Source organism: Niallia sp. Sow4_A1 (assembly GCF_052116745.1).
In the GTDB taxonomy this organism is placed as follows: Bacteria; Bacillota; Bacilli; order Bacillales; family Cytobacillaceae; genus Niallia; species Niallia hominis.
In genome coordinates this window covers 39,399-60,628 of record NZ_JBQKKM010000032.1, presented here as the reverse complement: position 1 = coordinate 60,628, position 21,230 = coordinate 39,399, and the positions used below count along the sequence as shown (strand labels likewise).

General features: G+C 35.5%; 20 protein-coding genes, 15 tRNA genes and 1 rRNA gene. 32 read left to right on the top strand and 4 right to left on the bottom strand.

Going from position 1 to position 21,230, the window contains the following annotated elements:
* From rrf to ACTQ5K_RS16830, 24 genes are all read left to right on the top strand, one after another.
* Positions 1–111, top strand: a 5S ribosomal RNA gene (rrf, locus tag ACTQ5K_RS16945); the annotation flags it as partial.
* Positions 112–123: 12 nt separating this feature from the next.
* A tRNA-Asn gene (locus ACTQ5K_RS16940) sits at positions 124–198 on the top strand.
* 4 nt (positions 199–202) lie between these two features.
* Positions 203–294 (top strand) — tRNA-Ser (locus ACTQ5K_RS16935).
* 14 nt (positions 295–308) lie between these two features.
* A tRNA-Glu gene (locus tag ACTQ5K_RS16930) sits at positions 309–383 on the top strand.
* Between the two features lie 22 nt (positions 384–405).
* Positions 406–481: transfer RNA gene (locus ACTQ5K_RS16925), tRNA-Val, on the top strand.
* A gap of 10 nt (positions 482–491) precedes the next feature.
* Positions 492–565, top strand: a tRNA-Met gene (locus ACTQ5K_RS16920).
* A gap of 3 nt (positions 566–568) precedes the next feature.
* Positions 569–645 (top strand) — tRNA-Asp (locus tag ACTQ5K_RS16915).
* A gap of 29 nt (positions 646–674) precedes the next feature.
* Positions 675–750, top strand: a tRNA-Phe gene (locus ACTQ5K_RS16910).
* 8 nt (positions 751–758) lie between these two features.
* Positions 759–842: transfer RNA gene (locus ACTQ5K_RS16905), tRNA-Tyr, on the top strand.
* 7 nt (positions 843–849) lie between these two features.
* A tRNA-Trp gene (locus tag ACTQ5K_RS16900) sits at positions 850–923 on the top strand.
* Positions 924–942: 19 nt separating this feature from the next.
* Positions 943–1,018: transfer RNA gene (locus ACTQ5K_RS16895), tRNA-His, on the top strand.
* A 42-nt stretch (positions 1,019–1,060) separates the two neighbouring features.
* Positions 1,061–1,135 (top strand) — tRNA-Gln (locus tag ACTQ5K_RS16890).
* A 3-nt stretch (positions 1,136–1,138) separates the two neighbouring features.
* Positions 1,139–1,213, top strand: a tRNA-Gly gene (locus ACTQ5K_RS16885).
* 10 nt (positions 1,214–1,223) lie between these two features.
* A tRNA-Cys gene (locus ACTQ5K_RS16880) sits at positions 1,224–1,297 on the top strand.
* Positions 1,298–1,328: 31 nt separating this feature from the next.
* Positions 1,329–1,414: transfer RNA gene (locus ACTQ5K_RS16875), tRNA-Leu, on the top strand.
* Between the two features lie 20 nt (positions 1,415–1,434).
* Positions 1,435–1,516, top strand: a tRNA-Leu gene (locus tag ACTQ5K_RS16870).
* A gap of 623 nt (positions 1,517–2,139) precedes the next feature.
* On the top strand, positions 2,140–2,451 hold the full coding sequence (locus ACTQ5K_RS16865; protein WP_031536487.1) for a UPF0175 family protein: 312 nt from the start codon (positions 2,140–2,142) through the stop codon (positions 2,449–2,451).
* Positions 2,435–2,677: a hypothetical protein gene (locus tag ACTQ5K_RS16860; protein WP_031536486.1), complete on the top strand. Its 243-nt coding sequence runs from the start codon at positions 2,435–2,437 to the stop codon at positions 2,675–2,677. Before ACTQ5K_RS16865 ends, ACTQ5K_RS16860 begins: the two co-directional genes overlap by 17 nt.
* The gene (locus ACTQ5K_RS16855) at positions 2,661–2,930 is read left to right on the top strand and encodes a DUF3368 domain-containing protein (RefSeq protein WP_202908298.1); all 270 of its coding nucleotides are present in this window, start codon (positions 2,661–2,663) and stop codon (positions 2,928–2,930) included. Before ACTQ5K_RS16860 ends, ACTQ5K_RS16855 begins: the two co-directional genes overlap by 17 nt.
* Before the next feature lie 521 nt (positions 2,931–3,451).
* Positions 3,452–5,131 (top strand): SWIM zinc finger family protein, encoded by a 1,680-nt coding sequence (locus tag ACTQ5K_RS16850; protein ID WP_031536484.1) that lies wholly within the window; start codon positions 3,452–3,454, stop codon positions 5,129–5,131.
* A gap of 279 nt (positions 5,132–5,410) precedes the next feature.
* Positions 5,411–5,941 carry a hypothetical protein gene (locus tag ACTQ5K_RS16845; protein ID WP_031536483.1) on the top strand — a complete coding sequence of 177 codons (531 nt, stop codon included), beginning with the start codon at positions 5,411–5,413 and terminating at the stop codon, positions 5,939–5,941.
* Positions 5,942–5,946: 5 nt separating this feature from the next.
* Entirely contained in the window at positions 5,947–6,378 is a 432-nt protein-coding gene (locus tag ACTQ5K_RS16840; RefSeq protein WP_031536482.1) for a hypothetical protein, read from the top strand.
* A gap of 53 nt (positions 6,379–6,431) precedes the next feature.
* Complete coding sequence (locus ACTQ5K_RS16835) at positions 6,432–6,899, top strand: UPF0158 family protein (protein ID WP_031536481.1); 468 nt, start codon at positions 6,432–6,434, stop codon at positions 6,897–6,899.
* Positions 6,900–6,973: 74 nt separating this feature from the next.
* Entirely contained in the window at positions 6,974–7,507 is a 534-nt protein-coding gene (locus tag ACTQ5K_RS16830) for a helix-turn-helix domain-containing protein (RefSeq protein ID WP_051640932.1), read from the top strand.
* Between the two features lie 349 nt (positions 7,508–7,856).
* Here the strand turns inward: ACTQ5K_RS16830 and ACTQ5K_RS16825 are convergent, their stop codons facing one another.
* Positions 7,857–9,275, bottom strand: a complete 1,419-nt coding sequence (locus tag ACTQ5K_RS16825; RefSeq protein WP_031536479.1) for a HEPN domain-containing protein — start codon at positions 9,273–9,275, stop codon at positions 7,857–7,859.
* 497 nt (positions 9,276–9,772) lie between these two features.
* Between ACTQ5K_RS16825 and ACTQ5K_RS16820 the strand changes: the two genes are divergently transcribed.
* Genes ACTQ5K_RS16820 through ACTQ5K_RS16805 form a run of 4 tightly spaced genes read left to right on the top strand, consistent with a single transcriptional unit; the run spans position 9,773 to position 14,738 of the window.
* On the top strand, positions 9,773–11,920 hold the full coding sequence (locus ACTQ5K_RS16820; protein ID WP_031536478.1) for a hypothetical protein: 2,148 nt from the start codon (positions 9,773–9,775) through the stop codon (positions 11,918–11,920).
* Positions 11,901–13,430, top strand: a complete 1,530-nt coding sequence (locus ACTQ5K_RS16815; protein WP_441994099.1) for a hypothetical protein — start codon at positions 11,901–11,903, stop codon at positions 13,428–13,430. The genes ACTQ5K_RS16820 and ACTQ5K_RS16815 overlap by 20 nt, the downstream gene beginning before the upstream one ends.
* A gap of 17 nt (positions 13,431–13,447) precedes the next feature.
* Positions 13,448–13,759 (top strand): hypothetical protein, encoded by a 312-nt coding sequence (locus tag ACTQ5K_RS16810; protein WP_441994098.1) that lies wholly within the window; start codon positions 13,448–13,450, stop codon positions 13,757–13,759.
* Positions 13,760–13,772: 13 nt separating this feature from the next.
* The gene (locus tag ACTQ5K_RS16805) at positions 13,773–14,738 is read left to right on the top strand and encodes a hypothetical protein (RefSeq protein WP_031536476.1); all 966 of its coding nucleotides are present in this window, start codon (positions 13,773–13,775) and stop codon (positions 14,736–14,738) included.
* Positions 14,739–14,943: 205 nt separating this feature from the next.
* Here the strand turns inward: ACTQ5K_RS16805 and ACTQ5K_RS16800 are convergent, their stop codons facing one another.
* Both ACTQ5K_RS16800 and ACTQ5K_RS16795 read right to left on the bottom strand, forming a co-directional pair.
* A complete protein-coding gene (locus tag ACTQ5K_RS16800; protein WP_441131790.1) occupies positions 14,944–16,047 on the bottom strand; it encodes a tyrosine-type recombinase/integrase in 1,104 nt (367 codons plus the stop codon).
* 80 nt (positions 16,048–16,127) lie between these two features.
* On the bottom strand, positions 16,128–16,430 hold the full coding sequence (locus ACTQ5K_RS16795; RefSeq protein ID WP_031536474.1) for a DUF771 domain-containing protein: 303 nt from the start codon (positions 16,428–16,430) through the stop codon (positions 16,128–16,130).
* Between the two features lie 165 nt (positions 16,431–16,595).
* Here ACTQ5K_RS16795 and ACTQ5K_RS16790 point away from each other — a divergent pair, with 165 nt between their 5' ends.
* The 3 genes from ACTQ5K_RS16790 to ACTQ5K_RS16780 all read left to right on the top strand — a co-directional run bounded on the left by ACTQ5K_RS16790 (position 16,596) and on the right by ACTQ5K_RS16780 (position 18,460).
* Positions 16,596–16,736, top strand: a complete 141-nt coding sequence (locus tag ACTQ5K_RS16790; protein ID WP_441994097.1) for a hypothetical protein — start codon at positions 16,596–16,598, stop codon at positions 16,734–16,736.
* Positions 16,737–16,745: 9 nt separating this feature from the next.
* Positions 16,746–17,453 carry a DUF5677 domain-containing protein gene (locus tag ACTQ5K_RS16785; RefSeq protein ID WP_441994096.1) on the top strand — a complete coding sequence of 236 codons (708 nt, stop codon included), beginning with the start codon at positions 16,746–16,748 and terminating at the stop codon, positions 17,451–17,453.
* Between the two features lie 119 nt (positions 17,454–17,572).
* Positions 17,573–18,460, top strand: coding sequence for a DUF2971 domain-containing protein (locus tag ACTQ5K_RS16780; RefSeq protein ID WP_031536472.1), 888 nt, complete (start codon positions 17,573–17,575; stop codon positions 18,458–18,460).
* A 299-nt stretch (positions 18,461–18,759) separates the two neighbouring features.
* Here the strand turns inward: ACTQ5K_RS16780 and ACTQ5K_RS16775 are convergent, their stop codons facing one another.
* Positions 18,760–19,605 (bottom strand): nuclease-related domain-containing protein, encoded by an 846-nt coding sequence (locus ACTQ5K_RS16775; RefSeq protein WP_251629271.1) that lies wholly within the window; start codon positions 19,603–19,605, stop codon positions 18,760–18,762.
* 273 nt (positions 19,606–19,878) lie between these two features.
* Here ACTQ5K_RS16775 and ACTQ5K_RS16770 point away from each other — a divergent pair, with 273 nt between their 5' ends.
* The gene (locus tag ACTQ5K_RS16770; RefSeq protein WP_251629269.1) at positions 19,879–20,958 is read left to right on the top strand and encodes a GntR family transcriptional regulator; all 1,080 of its coding nucleotides are present in this window, start codon (positions 19,879–19,881) and stop codon (positions 20,956–20,958) included.
* Positions 20,959–21,230 lie beyond the last annotated feature (272 nt).

Below are 21,230 nucleotides of genomic sequence, written 5' to 3'. Positions count from 1 at the left end.
GGCGATAGCGAGAAGGTCACACCCGTTCCCATACCGAACACGGAAGTTAAGCTTCTCAGCGCCGATGGTAGTTGGGGGTTCTCCCCCTGTGAGAGTAGGACGTCGCCAGGCATACCATATTATTCCGCAGTAGCTCAGTGGTAGAGCATTCGGCTGTTAACCGAACGGTCGTAGGTTCGAGTCCTACCTGCGGAGCCATATTGGAGAGCTGTCCGAGTGGCCGAAGGAGCACGATTGGAAATCGTGTAGGCGGGTAACCCTGTCTCAAGGGTTCAAATCCCTTGCTCTCCGCCATTAACTTTCTATATGGCCCATTGGTCAAGCGGTTAAGACACCGCCCTTTCACGGCGGTAACACGGGTTCGAATCCCGTATGGGTCACCATTTACATATCAATCATATTTATGGAGGATTAGCTCAGCTGGGAGAGCATCTGCCTTACAAGCAGAGGGTCGGCGGTTCGATCCCGTCATCCTCCACCATTATTATTATCGCGGGGTGGAGCAGTCTGGTAGCTCGTCGGGCTCATAACCCGAAGGTCGCAGGTTCAAATCCTGTCCCCGCAATCTGGTCCGGTAGTTCAGTTGGTTAGAATGCCTGCCTGTCACGCAGGAGGTCGCGGGTTCGAGTCCCGTCCGGACCGCCATTTTTAAAAAATCAATAGCAATAAATAATGGCTCAGTAGCTCAGTCGGTAGAGCAAAGGACTGAAAATCCTTGTGTCGGCGGTTCGATTCCGTCCTGAGCCACCATTTATGTCGGAGGGGTAGCGAAGTGGCTAAACGCGGCGGACTGTAAATCCGCTCCTTCGGGTTCGGCGGTTCGAATCCGTCCCCCTCCACCATCTATACAGGGGTATAGTTTAAAGGTAGAACGAAGGTCTCCAAAACCTTTGGTGTGGGTTCAATTCCTACTACCCCTGCCAATTTTTATTAAATATTATGGCGGATATGGCGAAGTGGTTAACGCATCGGATTGTGGCTCCGACACTCGTGGGTTCGATTCCCATTATTCGCCCCATTTTTTTGACACTTTTTTTATTTTATTGCATATAAATAGTATTGGGCTATAGCCAAGCGGTAAGGCAACGGACTTTGACTCCGTCACTCGTTGGTTCGAATCCAGCTAGCCCAGCCATTTGCGGAAGTAGTTCAGTGGTAGAACACCACCTTGCCAAGGTGGGGGTCGCGGGTTCGAATCCCGTCTTCCGCTCCAAGAATATTATGGCGGCATAGCCAAGTGGTAAGGCAGAGGTCTGCAAAACCTTTACCACCGGTTCGATTCCGGTTGCCGCCTCCATAATGCTTATTAAGTTTCCTAATTATATTACGCCGGGGTGGCGGAACTGGCAGACGCACAGGACTTAAAATCCTGCGGTAGGTGACTACCGTACCGGTTCGATTCCGGTCCTCGGCATTACCAAAACTTATAAGCGCGCCGGTGTGGCGGAATTGGCAGACGCGCACGACTCAAAATCGTGTTCCTTCTGGAGTGTCGGTTCGACCCCGACCACCGGTATCTCCAAGTAAAAGCGAGTTAATTTAAGAAACGATAAAACACTCACAAATGTTGATATATCAATGTTTGTGGGTGTTTTTTGTTTTGTGGGAAGACGGCTGACTAAGGTAGGTTTTTAAATCATTTTACACAAATTTTACACAAGAAAAATTAGTAATGCTTAATAGCGTATGGGTTTTACGAAGGTGATAAAATATAATTAGGTAAGGTTTGAATAACTATTAATGGGCAGTTTTATGAGTGAAAAGTAGGAAACAAGGCCATTTCTGCAAAGGATGTGGGGTTTTTCTGTCTAATGAAAAATTTAGCGGTAGAGGTCACCGTGAACATCTTTGTAAAGAGTGTAAAAAAGCAGGTATAGTAAGAAATACTAAGTCAAATTCCAATTATGATCGGGATTTTCATCGTCTATCTAATATAGATAGTATTTTAGTCCAAGCTGAAATCCGACCTGAAATACAATTCGGAGATGTTATTTCAACTAAATGGGTCTTATTTTGAACATGGTTAATTGTTTTTTTTGTAACTTTATGACTTTTACGAATAGATTTCTTCTGTTAGTATTCATTAATTGTTATAATGTAATGATAGAAGGAGTTCAAGGGAGGAATGTACCATTGGCTATGGATGAATCAAAAGCAAAAGTTGGAATTAATCCTGAATTCATACCTTTTCTAAAAGGGGCACATGTAAATTCAATTGATGAAGATGTTAATATATCACTAGCCTTGTATTTGTTTACTGCGAGAAAAATAACACTTGCACGAGCAGCTGAACTGGGTGGTAAAAGCATATCAGATTTTATTCAAATCTTAATTAATCATAATATTCATTGGGCAGAGTATACAGAGGAACATAAAAAGCAAGATGATGAAACGATTGATTTTATTCTAAAAGAAGATGGTAAAGGAAAACAAGATGAAAGCGATTTGTAATACTAGTCCTATTATTGGGCTATCTATCATTGGTCGTCTTGATCTTCTGTGGGAACTGTTTGATATCTATATTCCACAAGAAGTTTATAATGAAGTTGTGAAACAAGGTAGTGAACAAGCAATCGGGAAACAAGAATTAAGAGATGCTGTGGCTAAGGGGTTAATAAAAGTCCATGAAGTAAAAGATCAAGGTTTTGTAGTAAAGTCTTATGGACGTTTGCATTAAAGGAGAGCTAGAAGTAATCGTTGGAGCCAAGGAACTAGGTGTGAGTATTGTTATTATTGATGAAAAGTCTGCAAGGAATTTTGCTGAAACATTAATGCTAAAACCATTAGGTCTTTTTGGTATTTTAAAACTTGCGAAACAAAAAGAAATGATTAATGAAATTAAACCACTGATAGAATTGTTAGTTTCGAAAAAGTTTCGGATATCCGAAAAGCTAATTAGCCAGTTACTAATGGAAGTTGGAGAAAATTAAATGGTCATCACACAGAAATGTCAGCAGCATATAATTTACTGGTGAAATTCAAATAACTGTTATCATGGTCCAGCTAAAGTTAACTGGGCTTATTTTGTTGTAAATATAAATTCAGGAAGTTAAGTTTGTGAACAGTTACGCTTAGAGTAACCAATTATTATAATAAGACTATTACAAAGCGACTTAGAACTTCTATCTACTTATAAAAAAGTAACATAACCTGGCCGCAAAGTAATGTGAGTTACTTATTTCTTGCAAGTATTAAATTAGCCACCAGCACCGCGAATAACTGATGCTGACGTCGATGTTCGTGCATCGGAACCTTCATATATCATAAACCACAATGATCTTAACTTCAAATAAGCCTGTAAATTTTCATAGGTATCAATTGTCTTTTCTCATCTCTTCCCACGGTTCCTTAATTACATGGGTACTTTGGTGCCTGTGAACTCTTTAATGATAAACGATGATTCAAAGAGTTTGAAAAAAACGAAATAAATCTTCACTAGGGGTGTAATGAGATGCATTTATCAAATTTTGAAAATTACTTTCAGGAGCATATTCTTGGGCGTGGCCTGGATTATTATCACAGTAAATTGATTACTAGTCTTGAAACAGATGATGGACATCATTACGTCGCAAGTGTCGACGGTACGGAAATGTATAATGTACATGTGGTTATAAGTGAGAATGAGGATGTTACTGAAATTTCGTGCGACTGTCCTTACGACTACGATCAATTATGCAAACATATGGCAGCAGTCCTTTTTGCTATTCGCGAGCAGAAGGGTGTTCCTATACCAGGGGAAATAAAGCAGGACTTGCCCTCACTGCTACAAAGTCTAGATAAAGAGGAACTTATACGTATCCTTCTTGAAATCGCGGATGAACGCCCGGATATTGAAAAAAGGCTATTATTTATCTATTCAAAAAGTGAAAATGAACTTTTATCGAGTGATCGATTAATTAAAGAATATATACGTCGAGCTAGTAGAAAGGGCTATATCGAATGGAATCAGGTTGATTACGCCCTTGAGGGGGCTGATATGGTCTTGGAAAAAGCCCGAACGAAAGCGGATGAAGGAAATTACAAAACAGCTGTTTTATTAGGAATAACCGTCTTAGCGAATGCGGTTGAAATGTTAGAATACGCAGATGATTCAAGTGGTTCAATTGGAATGGTCATATCTTGGAGTATTGAAACGATTGATCGGGCTATTTGTGAGGGAATAGATGAATTCCCATTACATGAAAAAGCAGAGCTTTTTGAGACGCTGATTAAAGAAGCTATGAACGAAAGATATGACGATTGGTGTGAGTGGCGTATTGATTTATTAAGGGTATGTGTGCACTTTTGTGCAGCAGAGGAATTGCGCAGAACATTAGAAGAACGGTTATCAAGAATGATGAAAACCGTATCTACAGATTCTTGGCGTTCGAGTTATGAAATAATTGAATTGAAAAAACTTCAGCTAAAGATAATTGAAAATTTTGATGAGGATGAAAAAGCGGAACGATTTATTGAAGAAAATATTGTTCACCCCTATTTTCGTGAACAGGCAATTACAAAAGCAATGCAAAAAGGAGAATATAACAAAGCCATTCAGCTTGCATTAGATGGGGAAAGAGAGGCAGCAAACCAGTGGAATGGATCTGTTAAAAAGTTTAAAGAATATCGTTATCAAGCGTATAAACTGATGGGTGACATTGATAAACAAAAAAGACTAGCACTAGAGTTTTTACAACACGACGATTTTAACTATTATGCAGAATTAAAAGGACTTTACTCACCGGATGAATGGCAAGTAAAATTAAAAAATATAATTGCCTGGTTCCAAAGCCAAAAGAATCGTTCTTACACATACCTTTCTATTATAAAAGAAGAAAATTTAACGGAGCATATTCTTGAATATTGTAAAGCCAAGGCATCCACGATCACAGAACTTTATCCCTATTTAGAAGAAAGATACCCTGATGAGGTGAACAATCTTTTTATTGAATATATCCGAAAGGAAGCAGAAGCTGCTTCTAATCGGAAGCAATATCAAAGCGTTGCTTCCATAATAAAACAATATAGAAAGGCTTGTAGTCTAGGACAGCCAACTGACATCATTGATGAGCTAAAACTAAAAAATAAAAGGCGTCCGGCATTTATAGATGAACTGGAAAAAGTGAGTTTCGCTTTTGCTAGAAAAAGATAATCTGTTTGAACAATGCTGCAATAGTGAATAAAGATTTGAGGTTATTAGTAATGGGGAAGAAGAAGGAAAATAAGAACAAGAATTTGGGACCGCGGCGCAAACGAATGAATCGAAAAGGCAGTCTGCAGAGTGCCAAGGGACAATCATACTTATTTCTCCCTCATCTACTTTATCAACTATGTTCCTGAATGAATATGCTTAATAGCGTATTGGTTTTACGAAGGTGATAAAATATTAAGTAGGTAAGGTTTGAATAACTATTAATGGGGAGTTTTATGAGTGAGAAGTAAGAAACGAGGCCATTTCTGCAAAGGATGTGGGGACTTTCTGCCTAATGAAAAATTTAGTGGTAGAGGTCACCGTGAACATCTTTGTAAAGAGTGTAAAAAAGCAGGTATAGTAATAAATACTAAGTCAAATTCCGATTATGATCGGGATTTTCATCGTTTATCTAAAGCTGTTAGAAACTGTATGATTATTTATATGGAGCATGAAAGTTACTTTTTATTTGAATATCAACTTTCCCGGTATATTATTGGAGGAGGAGATGAACTTAGCTCAGAAATCTATGTGTATCAGGGAGACAAGGAGCAAAAATTCCTTATATCAGAAAAACTACAAAAGAATGAAGCTGTAATGGACGTTTTATACAAAAAATACTACGATACAATGGATAGCAACCAAAGTTTTGATTATGAAGAATTGATATACGAGGAGTATGTAGAAATTTCAAAGAAACGCAGACAGTTTCTTGAAGTAATATCATCGATTCATCATTTGAAGGAGTTCTTGATAGTTGGAAGGGGATAGAATTGATGACTCAATCAAGAAAAATTCGTCTAAAGAAATTATATGTTCCTTGTCCTGCTAAGGAAAACGATGAAATATTTCGAAATGGAGTATTTCATTTTAATATATCTAGAATATTGGAAGACATTCATTGTGGGAAACTAGTTGTTGATAAAGAATACGTAGATATTAATGAATGGTTTAAGTGGTATGGACATCATTCATCTTTAAATGAAGACCATTTACCTACAGTTAATATAGATAGTATTATAGTCCAAGCTGAAATCCGTCCTGGAATATTTTCTATCATAGATGGCAATCACAGAATAGAAAAAGCATTTCGGTTGGGTAAACCCTCCATTTATTCATATAAGCTAAAGGGAGAGCAGTTGATTCCATATTTTATAACTGAAAAAGGTTATCAAGCTTTTGTGGAATATTGGAATTCAAAATGTTAGATAAGAAAATTGGAATGAAGGATTTAATCGAAACTATTTTTTAGAAGGGATAAATGTCTATGAGGGTGAAGCTTGAAGATATAGTTGAGGGAATGGAAATGCAATCGGATGATAACCGATCATTTCTTAATCTAGATACTGGTGAAATCGTCCATGTCTCACAAGAGGCTCTATTAATTGCTGAAGATAGTGAGGACTATGAACACTTATCTGAATGGCAACAAGATGAAGTGAAAATAGCCTTGGATATAGTAGAGAGTTTTGGAAAGTATGCTGCACTTCCTTCTCAATTTGATATTTATGAGTATGATATGATGGAAAGTTTTTGTTATAGCCTTTCGGATGTTAAAATGCAGGATGTATTACTCAACTCAATTCGTGGAAAGGGAGCATTCAGACGATTTAAGGACAATATCCATCGTTTGGGAATGACTTATACATGGGATGATTACCGGGATCTGGAATATAAGGAAATAGCTAAGGGATTTTGTGAGAGGAAAGGCATTGACTATATAATTTGAGTGGCTTTAATCTTTTGGTTTATTTTGCTTATTTGGTTGGTTGGTTATACTAGGGATAAGGAGGTGCTAGCCAAATGATTAATGAAGGAGAATCAAGAATTGCTGATGTCATTCACGACTTGGAGGAAGTTTTGAAGGGGACGAAAGAAAAAGAGCAGAGCCTACGTTTGCAAAAGGCCATTAATACGCTTAAGGAACATTCTGTTACAGTAAGGTTAAAAGACACCACTATTACATTTTTAGCAGAAAATGCAGATGATGTTGTAAGTGATTCTGAAGCCAGTTATCACCCAATCACATCTCATGCTGTAAAACCAGTTGTTATTGGACTTTCAGAGGAAACAATAGATGAAAATGGTGTAAGGTATATAGATACCAAAACCGTGGCCGATTATTATGGCGTATCAACAGAAACTGTTCGCAATTGGATTAAGGACGGAAAGATTTCAGGTAAGCAATTATCCAATCGTGGGAAATGGTTCATTCCAGCTGAAGAGTTTGAGTATCTCAAGGAGCAAAGAGAAAATGATGATACTGAGGGTGAAATAGCTCAACTTCTTGGAGAAGATTTTGGTGACGATTGGGAAGTTGAATTAGCTGAAGAATAAAGGGGAGAAACGCGTGGTTGTCATTGCAAAAGATACAAACTTCGTTACTCCCAGAATTCTTCATGGTGGAAAATGAGGTAACCAAGAAATAAACTTACTAGACCGTTTGCTGTCTGATACCGTTCTTTTCCCCACTTTGACAATATTAGGAAAGTAATTTGATTAATGACAGGCACTTGTTGATTAAAGGTTGGCCATCTAATATCTCTGGTGTTACACAGAGAGAAAAATCAAGAGATTAAAAAGGTTGCAGTTCGCCACAGTCTACAACCACTAAATAACTTCCTAGAAAGATTACATAAAAAATACCAGGCACTCCGACAAAAGGAGCGCTTTTAAAGCATATTTACTAATATTGTTTATTTTTATCGGCTTTCTTTACATCGTTACTTATTATTATAGGCTTGATTCTTTCTCTAATTCTTTCGTGAATAAATTCTTCTTCAAAACCGAATTCTTTTAGTAGATAAAACTCTAAAATATTTCGGAGGATATAGAAACCATTTATTAAGTCTTCACCTTTAAGAGCTCTATCTTCAAGCTTTTTATCATAATGAGTATAATAATTTCTTGTGTCTGCAATTACTTTGGGAAAGTCAAGATGGTTTATATCAACAGTATAAAAATAGAAAGTATAGTCTGCTATTAATAAATCAGCTAAACGACTTCTTAAAGTTACGTACTTATGACTACCATTTAGTAAAAATTTTCTATCTTCATCCCTAAAGCCTTTAGGCCTAATAGAGATTAACTGTTCAACCCTTTTCTTAAAATCAGGTAAAGTATTGCATATTCTACGTGAGTGGTATGTTTCTAGTGCTTGTACCATGTTTTGAAAATGGCGACTAATAGATAATTTCTCGTTATATATACTGTCTATATACAACTCTATTATTGGTTCCATGATTGATGATATTTCTTGCCATTTTGAGAAGTTAGCATTTCTTAGCTCATTTAAACTAAAAAGAAAATCATGTCTAAGTCTGCGTCGCTTATTTTTATTTTTGCTGATGCTTTCTTTAAAAGCGTGAATAACCTCTATTGGTCTACTATGTTTTACATCATCATCAAATTCATAATAAATCTCAGGCGATTCTAGTATCACTTTATCAAAACTAAAAGGTTCCGCCATCGCTATTTCAATAAGTCTTTTCATTTGTTTGGCCTTACTCATAAACCACTTCAATCGCTGAAGAGACTTAGATTCAACTATCAGATAAGGAGTTTGTTTTAAAGTAATCTCTTCCTGAGTAAGATTAAAACCTGGAGAGGAGAAATCTAAAAAATATGATAAGGAATATTCATCGTTAGAATAAATTTCTATTGGTTCAGTTATGTCTAGCTCTATTAAAATGTCACTTTTACCATCGTATTTTGGCCTTAAATAATTGGAAATATCTCCCCATTCTATTATTCCAGGTATGCTTATTCTCATTTTTGAAAATCTAATATCATCCGTAGTTTCAAAGTCAACGCCATCAAGCATATAATTTGCCTGATATCCAAAAACTTCTTCTGAACCAACTCTACTCTCAGTTTTTATTCTTATACAGTCTAATAAAGTTATTTTTGCTCCATTCATTGTGGAGCCTTTAATAAAAGGTATTTCAAGTGGAAGTTCTAAAAAACTCATAATTGGTCCACTGTTAGGTATTCGAATATAAAGAGCTATTCCTCCTTCATCCTTATTTAGGTACAAGTCACCATAATACTCTTTTTCTGAGTTGTCTATTTTCCAAGTTCCAGTTGCTGAAAGGCTGACTTCCATTTAGATCATCCTTTATTTATTGTTTTATCTTAATAGTAACATGTTACTTAAGGTGGTTCTTTCATAAAAACTTGATTTTATCAATAACATTATCAAAATCTCTTCTACCGTCTTCTTCAGGCTTTACAAGTAAGTGCTCAGTATAATTCGGATACAGTATTTGTCTGTTTTTTAATAAAACCACACGTACATATGCTGCATATTCTGTTTCGCCATTTCTTCCTAATCAACTTCTCTAAAGCAAACCTTATTGATAAGTGCCAAGTACTTATCGATTAAAAAATTGTGCGAATATATAAACAGGTAAGAGGGTGTCCCAACAGGTCGTTGAATGACGGCTTTAGTGGGACACCCTCTTATACAGTTTTAAAGTTTAAAAATAAATGAATAGGTTTATTCCATCTAAAGGGGACTGAAATGGTAAAATATTGTTATGGTATCTTTTACTATTAAAATTATGTGTTTACTAACAAACTAATCTAAAAGAGGGATTGATTATGACAGTAAAATTCATTTCACATTTGGGTACTAGCCCTGATATTGTCATTGACCAAATGCGTTTAACCTTAAATGAAATTATTGCAAAAGCACATCGCGTGAAACAAACAACAGAACTAGATGCCATACTTACGAAAATGAAAGAATTATTCTTTAAATTAAACATGGCCAAGTTAACAATTGACAAAACTATCCTATCGATTACCGGTTTACAAGGCGTCGGAAAAACAAAAATTCTTCGCCATTTATATGAATTAGACGATACATTACTTCCATCCGATGCAGGACGTGGAGAAGTATTACCTGTACTCTTTACCGAGACAAAAGGGATCAGTTTTCCTAAATATTTCGTCCGTCGTGCCATTCGGAACCATGCTAACATGTTTGAACTACATGATATCGAAGTAACGTTATCAGAGTTTAATCAGATTGCGGCAGATAATGAGATGGATGAGCTATGGCTTGAAGTTCGCCTCCCACAGCGATATTTCAATACTGAAATTTCTTTAGTTCTTTTACCTGGATTTGAAAAAGAGCGAAATCAAAAATCTCAAAGGTACTTAGAGACATTTTTAAAACTTTCCACGTCAGTTGTGCTTGTTTTTAACCATAAAAAACTGGCACAGTTGGATCAACAATTATTGATTGAAAAAATAGCATTGGATTATAGAGAAAGTGCCCCAGTCTTTGCTCTATCTTTTGCGGAGGAACTAAATCCTGAGCAGAGAGAGCACTTAATAAACGATTTATCTCGTAAGTACAATATCCCTTTCAATGAAGCTGATCGGCTTGTTTTTACCGGGACAAGTGAGGATCTAAAGGACTATCCGGAAAAAATCATACATGCGATTCGTCAGTATTCCTTAACCAATGCTAGCGGATATGCAATGCAGATGCATATGCTGACTTCTCTAACGAGTGAACTCATTATGTTATCATCATCATTCGAAGAGGAGATCAACTCGATTAAAGCAGATACCCTAAAAAAACATCTGCAAAATGAGAAGAATAGCAGCCAACTCGGTTTATATGAAATTCGCGATGCCTTCCGTCAATATCGCGAAAAGGTAACCAAAGAGGTTAGGAATGTCGTAAACAGAACACTTACCGCGCACGTGAACGAATGTTCAGTTCAAATGGATGAGTCAATCAAATCAGAGAAATATAGTCCTCTAGATAAGTTTAAATCTGCATTTATCAAGCAGAGAACTTTTGAAGAACAGCTTCTATTTAAAAATGAGATTAAAGAAAAGTGGAAAGGCAAAAACGAGGTGGAGGCAGAAAGAAGACTAATTAATGCTTTAGAGTCTTTTGTTGCGAATGAAACCCGTTCCTTACAAACGCAAACCACTCAGACAAAACTCGAAAAACCCGTCAACCCGTTGCTTGCTCCTGTAAACCTTTTGGAAAAAAGCAATGCAGCAGTGGATACTAATAGTGTGATTGAGACGGCGTTAACTAATATGGACCGTTACATGAATTTAGGGGTAAGTGACTTATCGATAACACTAACTCGGGACGATTTAAAAGTTTTGCCAATTGTGGCGGTAGGGATTGCACAAGAGATGGTAGTTGCCAGCCTCATTTTAGAACATGAAAAATTTGATCGGTTAGATCAAGATGTAAAAAACGAAATCTTGGATAAATCCAACAAGTTGATTGCGGAGTTTCAGGATTTAGCTGTATCTACGTCTACTGTGGTAAAAGGTGCTGCCATCTTTTTTGGAATTGATGCATTGGATGGAACGGTCAATACATTTGGTGCCTTGACAGGTTTGTTAACATCATTAGGCGTATCATCAGCAGCGGCTGCACCAATTGGATTACTCATTGTTGGCGCAGTTGGTAGCGGCCTTGCAATTAATAAAGGATCAGAACGAATTGAAAAATATAAATTTGAGCGAAGCCAACTATCGAAAGAAATCTTTCATTTGTTTGCTAACGCACAAGAAGAATCTATTATTGCAACGATTAATAACATCCTAGACAAAATGGAAGAGAAATTAATCGATACCTACCACGCGAGAAAAGGCACGGATAAAAACTTTGGATTACTGGATGAATTGGACCATCGCATCAGTCGCTTACAAAATCTGTGCGGTGAGATGCAGGAGTTGGCTTTTAGAAATGAATCCTACATTCACTAAATTTCATCAAAATCGACTTGAATGGGCCTTTCAAGCGAAAAAGGAATTCATCGACCATTTCGTAAGGTTGGATGTAGAGATTTCGGAGTCCACTTATTCAAAAGAGCTGTTGATATCAGTTTACGGACCCACCCAAGTAGGGAAGACGACGGTAATACTCTATTTGTTAGGGATTAAGCAGGACAAGCTTGAGCAGTTATCCACGTGGCTTAGGGGCAGGAGAAAATTAGGCGAGTCCTCTACGGTAACGGTGATGCGCTATGAACGGTCGCAAGATGAATATTTCCATTTACGACTGCCAAATCATTATGAGAGAGTCGGACTAACGGGAGAGCAATTAGAAGCAGAATTGCACTCCCTTCGTTTCAATGTAGAACAGGAAGGAGCTTATTCTGTAGAACCGGTTACGGTTGAGATTCCTTTCTATTTTTTCGAGGAAAGAGATGTTCATATTAATATTGTAGATTTACCGGGAATAGAGTCTGCCGAATTAAAAGAAGTAGAGCACGTAAAACAATGTATAAAACACTGGCTTCCGTTAAGTGAAGTTTGTTTACTGGTGGACGATGCGACACAACTAACTGCCTTTACGCAATATACCTTAAAAGGGATCAAAAACTGGTATGAGCAACTTAGTAATTTTCGTGTCATCCCTACACGGGCATTATCTTTGGATAACATTCGAAGAAAAATCCAGAACGGCCTGATTGTCTCAGCAGACGACTTAATTGCTGATTATGCAAAGGTTTTAAATCGTGTTTTGAAGATGGATCTCGACCTTTCTAAAACCATTTATCCGATTGATTTGGGTAATTCTTGGAATGTGATTCGGGAAAAAGAACCTTTTTTATACGAAAAAATGAAATATATCATAGCAGAGATTTTGGAGAATTTGCAAGAGGATTTAGAGAATGTGGAAGTCAATGAACTATCTTTCAATCGTTTAATGGGATTGTACAAAGAAGCGGAAGAAGCAAGTAAACAAGAGTTGGAACAGCAGCAAGATAAAATAGATAAATATAAGAAATTCATAGAACGACAAACTTTTATGTTTGAGCAGGAACAGGAAGCGGACGTTCAACAATACGAGCATATACGTAAGGAGTTAGACCTCTATCAAGACTTCATGAATAGAATTAGGTTTCAAGATGTAAATCCTGATGCGATTATGCACCGGATTCATCAAAATATTCGTTACACGGATAGTGATCGGAAAGCAAGTGCTATTAATGAAGCGGCATCCAAATTACAGCTTGGATTGGAAAAGGAATTGGATGCTAAACTAAGGGCAATTAAACAAGAAGCGAGCATCTTAAAAATATCAGGTACCCATCAGTTAGAGCTGCCTTATCTTTATCCGATTCCGAAAGTTGAAAAAATGTTTGATGCTTTTAGGTTTGAGAAAACCTATAAGAAGGCTTTTTATGAGACGACGGACTATGCATTTGATTGGGTAAATGTGATGTATCAAAATTTTAATCACCTCATTAGCCCATCTATAATAAAGTGAAAAATCAGGTAGAACTTTTGGAGAAACAGGTTTTAGATTTAAAGTTTGTAAGCGAGGAGAGAAAGAAAAAACGAGAGAAGCTGTTTGTAATGTACCAGGAGGAAAAGGGAAGGTTTGAAAGCCACTATCAAGAAATCTTAGAAATGTGGAATCAAGACCGGGAACATGCGACACAGTTACAAAGCTATTTTATTAAGCATTGGATGAATTATAAAGCGGAGCTGCAGTATCATTTTCTATACGGAGATGAGAAGGAACGCTGGCTTGCTTCGCAGTATCTGCAGCTTTTATTACAGGACGGGAAGAAAATAATTGAATCTTTAAACTGAGGCGAAAAATCATATGGTGAAAACACATTTACCAACGAAGAGTGAATACGATAGGGCAGTCGATGAATTAAAAAAGTTAAATGAAGATGTTTTTTATGATGATTTTAAAGACAAAATCGAAAAACTAGAAAAAAGTTTCATTGAAATAACCGTAAGCCATTCAAACGATTTTAAAAAAGAAGCCGAAAATATAAGTAGCCGAGCGAGTATGTTATTTCGTCAGATGGAATCGCAACAAAAGGAAATAAAAGGCTATTTGGAAGAAAAGCAAAACCATATCATTCAAAAAAACCAGGATTTCCTAGAGTTAGAAAGGACTCAGCTATTATTTGTTTATGAAGAGCTGCAAAAGAGCATTCAGTTATTTAACGAAAGAATGTTAGAATTGCAGCAAACTGTTGAGAATAGGACCAAGGATTTGCTGGGTCACACGTTACAAGCTATTGGAAATGTTTCTAGCGAGGTAACCGAATTTACAAAGAAACTATCGAATTCAGACGAGAGAAATATACAATTTCTAAAGCAAAACGAGGCCTATGTCACGCTAACAAAAGAAAAGCTAGCCTTAACAGAAGGGAAAATTGCTTCTCATATGGCGGCCCTTCAAGATATGGAAAATCAGCTGAAACAGATGCATAAGCGATACGAAGAAATGTTTCAAAGACATTCAGATTCGATCAAAACTATTTTGACGGTTCGAGAAGAAGCACTCATCAATAAAATTACCCAGCAAATAGAATACTCGGACGCAAAACATTTTGAACATCATGAGAATATGAAACGGGAACTCCAACAGTGGCACGAACATATGGAAGCTCTTAATAAAAAAAGTAATGACATACTAGGGTTGATTTCAAGTAGGATGTCCAGCAAAGAAGATTTAGAAAATGTAGAGAAAAAAAGTAAATGGAAACTGAATTTCCTCTTGGCTATCGTGGCAATCGAAGTGATTGTTATTGGGATTAACTATTTTTTATAAAGAGTCGTGGTGTTCCTCTTCTATATGATATTTGCTATCATGTGACCAATAACCGGGATGGAAAAAAGTGTCACATGAAGTGTTAACCCTGTCCTATTTTTGGACGGGTTTATACACTTTTAAGTATTAAACTCAACTTGTACATACGGGTACTTTAATGGAATTAGCTATAGAGTAGTAAAAGCTCAGAGCTAAGTCTCTGAGCTTACAAATTTTCAAAAGTACTAATCGTTTGTTTTTCTTCTTCTTCACGAAGTTCTTTAATCACATGGGAATAGTACTTATAAGTGGTTTCGATATCACTATGCCCCAATCGCTCACTTACATAATTTATGGAGACTTTTTTATATAGTAGGACACTTGCATGTGTGTGCCTCAGTCCGTGCATTGTAATCGGATCAATCCCGAGGCCTTCTAAGGTTTTACGAAGGAGCTTGTTGGCATTTGTGTTACTGATTACTTTGTATTTTGACTCAGGGCTATAAAAAACTAACCCATACATATTTGGCGGTAATATCTCAAAGAGTCTATTAAATGTGGCCATTGTTTTTATATCTAATTTGATCGTACGAATGGATGCTTCATTTTTTGTCGGACCAAAACCTTCGGGATGCCTTTTTGCATAACCCCATGTTTTATCAATTTTTATTGTGTTATGTTTAAAGTCGAAATCCTTTCTTGTTAGTCCGACTAACTCTCCAAAACGTGCACCAGAAGTCAAGCCTAGTAATATTAAATAATACCCTAACCCTTGGTCTAACAGCTTGTAAATCGCTTGACGCAATCTTTTAGTTTCTAAATAATTTAAATGTTTTTCTTCTGGTTTCTTTGCAGGATTTGTCCAAGTTAATACGGCTTTCCTAGTAAAATCATTCTGGATAATTTGCTCCTCAATTGCATCCTGAACACACCCCCGGATATGCGTATTTACTTTTTCTACTGTTTCTCGTGCCTTATCCGCGCCAAATTTATTTAAAAATAATTGATAGTCATGGCGCTTAATTTCCTGTAAAGGCCTACCGCCAAAATATTCTTTAATTGCTTTGGATGTATAATCGTAATGAAGCTTTGTTGTTTTTGTTAAATTGGATTTATAAAGATTCACCCATTTTTCGAAATACTCATCAAACGGCATTGGCTTTAGATGTGGTAAAATTCCTTTACTTAATTGCGCTTCTATTTCTGCTGCTGCAATTTGTGCCTCTTTTTTGGTTTTAAATCCACCTTTTCTTATCGGCTTCGCTACGCCGTTAACCGTGTGACTCACGGTAAATTGATATGTTTTACCCCGTTTTTGAATACTTGCCATGATGTCACCTCACTATTGATAGTTGGGGTAACCAGGCGCAGTAAGGTGCTGCGCTCGGTAATATGGTAGAATGATAGGTTTTAAGCAAAAATCCGGTCAAAATTTTCGTCTAAAAACTTTGCCATTTGTGATGCTTGAAAGGACCATGTTTGACCTTTGCTTTTCGGGTAGAAAACAAAACCTCCATTTTCAACGTCAAGTATCTTTCGGAATCTTGTCGGATATAGGATATTTTCCTTTATCCACTCACTTTTTCTATTAACTCTCTTTTCAAGATCTTTCATAGACCAATAGACCCCTGTTAATTGCAGCTTTTTCAGTTCCTGAAGCTCTACCTTTGAAATGATTACTGTATCGTTTGGAATCGGAATATTTAAACTCACAGAGAGTAGTTGTGAATTTGATGTAGATAGCTACCAAAGTTTGCTTGATATTATGGGTAAACTTTAAATTGAATAAATAAAATATTTGTAATGTATATGCAGGTGAAAACTAATTCACCTGCATATTTGGTAGAAACCTGTAAAAATATTGGTGGAGGCCATTCTATGAATAAGGATGAAAAAATCCAGTATGCAAATTATTTAATTGATGAAATTACTACAAAGTTTCTTCAAAAAGATAATCCATATATCATAATGGAAGGCTATGAGTATTTTCGTGAAGTGATTACACTTTATGCAAAATAATCAAACTTATTGGAAAGTACTTTGCTATTAATTGAAAATAACCATGCTGAGGAAGCTTATGTATTAGTAAGGTCAATGCTAAACAACGCAATGTTAATTGATTACTTATGTAATGATGATGATGGAGAAAGATATAAAAATTACATGATACAACCTACTAAAGCTGAGCTTTCATTCTTTTACGATATTAAGAAGGCATTGAAAAATGGCTGGCTTAAGGAAGCCCCTCCAGAGTTAGATAAGAGAATAAAAGAATATGAGGAGCTTCTTAAAAATGAAGGCTTTACAACAAAAAAGAAAACTAGAGGTAAACTTCAAGATGGTATTGACACAAAACTGTTAAACATAAAGGGAATGGCTTTAACTGATGAACTCTTATTTGCTCACTACATGATGTTTTATAGAGAGGGAAGCAAATACGAGCATTCAGATTTTTCCTCATTAGAAGTTTATAGAAATCCAATTGAGGATCTTCCTAATACAGTTGCTTTTATTTTGGATTTATCAAGAACTGATCCGGTACTTGAAGAAAAGTTGTTGAATCTTGCTATTACAATTTATTCTCTTACTTTCATTAGACTATTGCAGCATATAACTAATAAACAGGGTCACTTAATACAAGAAGAGAGAAAGCCCGAGCTAGCAAAACTCTCTTTCATAATTCAATCTAATAATTTATACTTTCCATATACGAAGCAAGAAAATCCAACTAAATGAAAGTGGACGCTTAATGAAAGAGGGAAAAAGGAAATAAAATGTTTATGATTGTCTATTACTGCATTCTGATTAACTCTAGGGTCTTAACCTAATGCTATTTTACATGTTGGAGGATTCTTATGGATATAAATGAAGAAAGAGAAAAATATATTAAAGAAAATCCAATGGATTATTTAAAAGCTTTAGAAGTCCTAAATCGTTTCCCGAACGATGCTTTTAATACGATTTATAAAATAATAAAATTACATGTTCCTGATGAGGTTTATAAATATTACTCGTTAACTAACAATGAGGAACTTAATAATATGAAGTTTACAACATTAGAAAACAGAGAAGTATACCTGTCATATGCAAGTGATTTTAATGACCCTTTTGATAATCGATCCTATTATTATGATGTTGGGAGATTGAAAAAATACAAATTTGGATTTTTCTTTGATGAAAGTTTTGTAGAAGATAAAATAAAATATACAAGATTGGCATCCTTTTCAAAGTCAGGGATTAGTAATTTACCAATGTGGGCGCATTATTCCAATAATCATCATGGTTTTTGCGTAAGTTACTCAACAGACTTTAATAAAAATAAAGAACTTAGCCCATCTTTATTTCCGGTACAATATTTAGAGGGACGAGTAGATGTTACGGAGTATTTTGAAGGCTTTTTAATTAATGTAGAGGATAATTACGCAAATGCTATTAAAGAACAACAAAATGAAATATTAATTGATAATTTAATGTTATTATGGGTTCAAATCTTAACTTGTTACATTAAACAGAAGAAGTGGGAATACGAACAAGAATTTAGAGTAATGAAACCTGCAAATGTTCTTAAGGCTGATTATATGAGAGCAAACCCATCAGCAATTTATATTGGTTATAAATGCAAAGACGAACATATAGTCCGATTGGTTAATATTGCTTTTACTTTAAATATTCCAATTTATAAAATGGAATTAAATCCAACCTCAGAAGACTTTGAACTTGTACCAAAAATAATTTCTTTATAAAACGCAAAGCGTGGATCAAGTATTTTCCTAATACTATGATTTACAAATAAACTTAGGGAATAGGTATGAATGTTTTAAGATATTAAACTTACCTTTCTTGAATAAATTTTGCTCATCTAAATCTTTTTACACAAATTTTACACATAACTAGTAAAAAACCTTATAAACTCAATAACTATCAAACTATATCGACCCCGACCACCAGTATCAAAAAATTTAGTTTCCTTTTGTACTAAGTATCCATTTAGACTAATGATTCTATTATCTAAATGGATATTAACTTCTGTTTTCCTTCTATTTCATAAACTTTTTTGATGCTCAAAACAATAAATTTTTCCTTGGAACTTCTTATTAGATAAACAGAAGGATTTTACTTTATCAGATACTGGTTTCTGACAGACTATACATTTAGTTTCCTTTTCTTTTTTATCAGTGATGTTCTTTTTTTCTTTGATAATATCTATATGCTGCTTTCTAATTGCAGCGTCTGTAATATTAGCATTCAAAAGTGAATTGTATATCGTCTCAATCTCATTTTTTAGAAAAATCGGCTTTTTGTATTGTAATTTAAGAACAGCCACCTTTCTATTAATAAAATGAGTTAATTCAACGTCATAAATTACCAATTCATTAGAATGAATCTTTCTCAATTCTTCCTCAATTTTAAAAGTGCATCTCTTTGTAAAGGAAACCAATGAAATAAAGTATTGCTGGTATTTATCTTCTATAAAATTTTTGAGAGCTTGAATATGACCATAATTCTGCATTAAAGGATTCATCATTTTAAACTTACCATTGATTAACCAAGTTTTTTTATTTTTGCCTCCATAAATAGTGCCTTGATAATTCTTTGTTTCAATTACGAATAAACCATAAGGGGTTATGATGATGTGGTCAATTTGGGAATATCCCGTTGATGATTTAGGATTTTTAATTAGTAAATCACTTAAGTACATATAATCTTTAGATAGTTGGGATAGTTGAATATCGATTTTGTATTCTCCAAGTTCACCTTTTCTAACTGCAGTTCGGTCGTCCTTTTTTTTTGTTGTCGCGTTGTTTGTCTTTTTTACAGGGATTGGAGTTTCTTTCATATTATTATTAATGTTGTCTTTCTTATTTTTAAATAGAAAATCTAAAAACATGATCTGCCTCTTTCTATGGGAAATATTTCATTATACTTTAATATCGACTTACATGGACAAACTTGAATAGAGGTATGCTTAATAAGGAAATCCAGTATTTTTGACTATTAATATATTTGTATTATTATTTCTTAAACTTGGAGGGAATAAAGAAAGATATAACTCCACTACTTCCAAAAAAACAACTCTTTCATACTCCCCATTTCTCTTTCCTACCAAACTTAGTATAGTAAATATATATTATCCAATAAATAAACAAAAAAGCCCTGGAGGATGAGTACAATCAAAAATGAACCATTATATCAGCAAATTCAAAACAAAATAATAGAGCGAATAAAGGAAGGAAAATGGAGAGTAGGAGACAGAGTTCCCTCTGAAAAGGAATTAATGGATGAATTCCATGTTAGCCAAATTACTACCAAGAATGCACTAGCTGGCTTAGCTGATAAAGGAATTGTGGAGCGGATCAAGGGGAAAGGGACGTTTGTCATTGAAAGTAGTTTTACAGGTTCAATGGCTCAGAATCAAACTTCAAGTGGGTTGATTGGGTTAATTATTCCAACGATGAAGACGAAGGTGGAACAGGATTTTGTTAGTTTCCTTGAACAGTATGTGACGGAACGAGGGTATAACTTAGTCATTAAGATTTCTAGAGAATCACAGATAAAAGAGGCAGAGGCTATTGAGACGTTTCGTGCTATTGGGGTGGAAGGGATTATTATTTTTCCAGCAGAAAAAGAAACGTATAATGAAGCGGTTCTTCGACTTACGTTAGACAAGTTTCCTCTCGTATTGATTGATCGATATATGAAGAATATTTCTACCTATAGTGTAAGTTCAGAAAATACGCAAGGAGCGTTTGAGGCTATTTCTTATCTGTTGAATAAAGGGCATGAACAGATTGCACTTATCTCTCCATTAATAACAAACACGGTGACGGAAGAACGGGCAAAAGGATTTGAACAAGCTTTTTTAAGAAAAGGAATTACAATTGATAAAAATCTTTGGCTAACGTTGCCATTTGATAAAATATCGGCTGATGAAACGCCTGCACTGATTAAACAATTTTTAATGGAAAACTATCAGCTGGCTTGCCTGTTTACGATGAATGCAGAACTGGCACAGTATGCATATCGCGCTATTTTAGAAGTCCAAAAAGAGTCCTTTCGTCCAATAGAGTTAGTCACTTTTGATTGGCCTGGAATAGAAGGTGTAACTTTTGTACAACAGGATATTCAGCAATGCAGCAAGGATACGGTGAAATTATTGATGCAACAACTAGCTGGCGAATACGATCCGAAACGAATTTTTATCCCGGTAAATGTAGTGCTTGCTGCAGGAAATGAAAAATAAGGAAAGAGTATGCTACCTCATTCATGGTGGCTATTTTTTTGTCTTAAAATTGTCCCCTTCCTCCCGTTCAAATACTTTCCTTTTTTTTCTAATAAGTAGGACTTTTCAATCAAAAAAGTATAAAAGGTATATTATATACTAAGTTTAGTATATGTTTGTGGATTGGGATAATATAAGATGTTTGTAAGCGCTTTTAAAAAAGTGACGAAACAACATTTTTAAATGGAGCTTAATAGTTTTCCTTACTTCTGAGATTTTACTAGATTACTGGT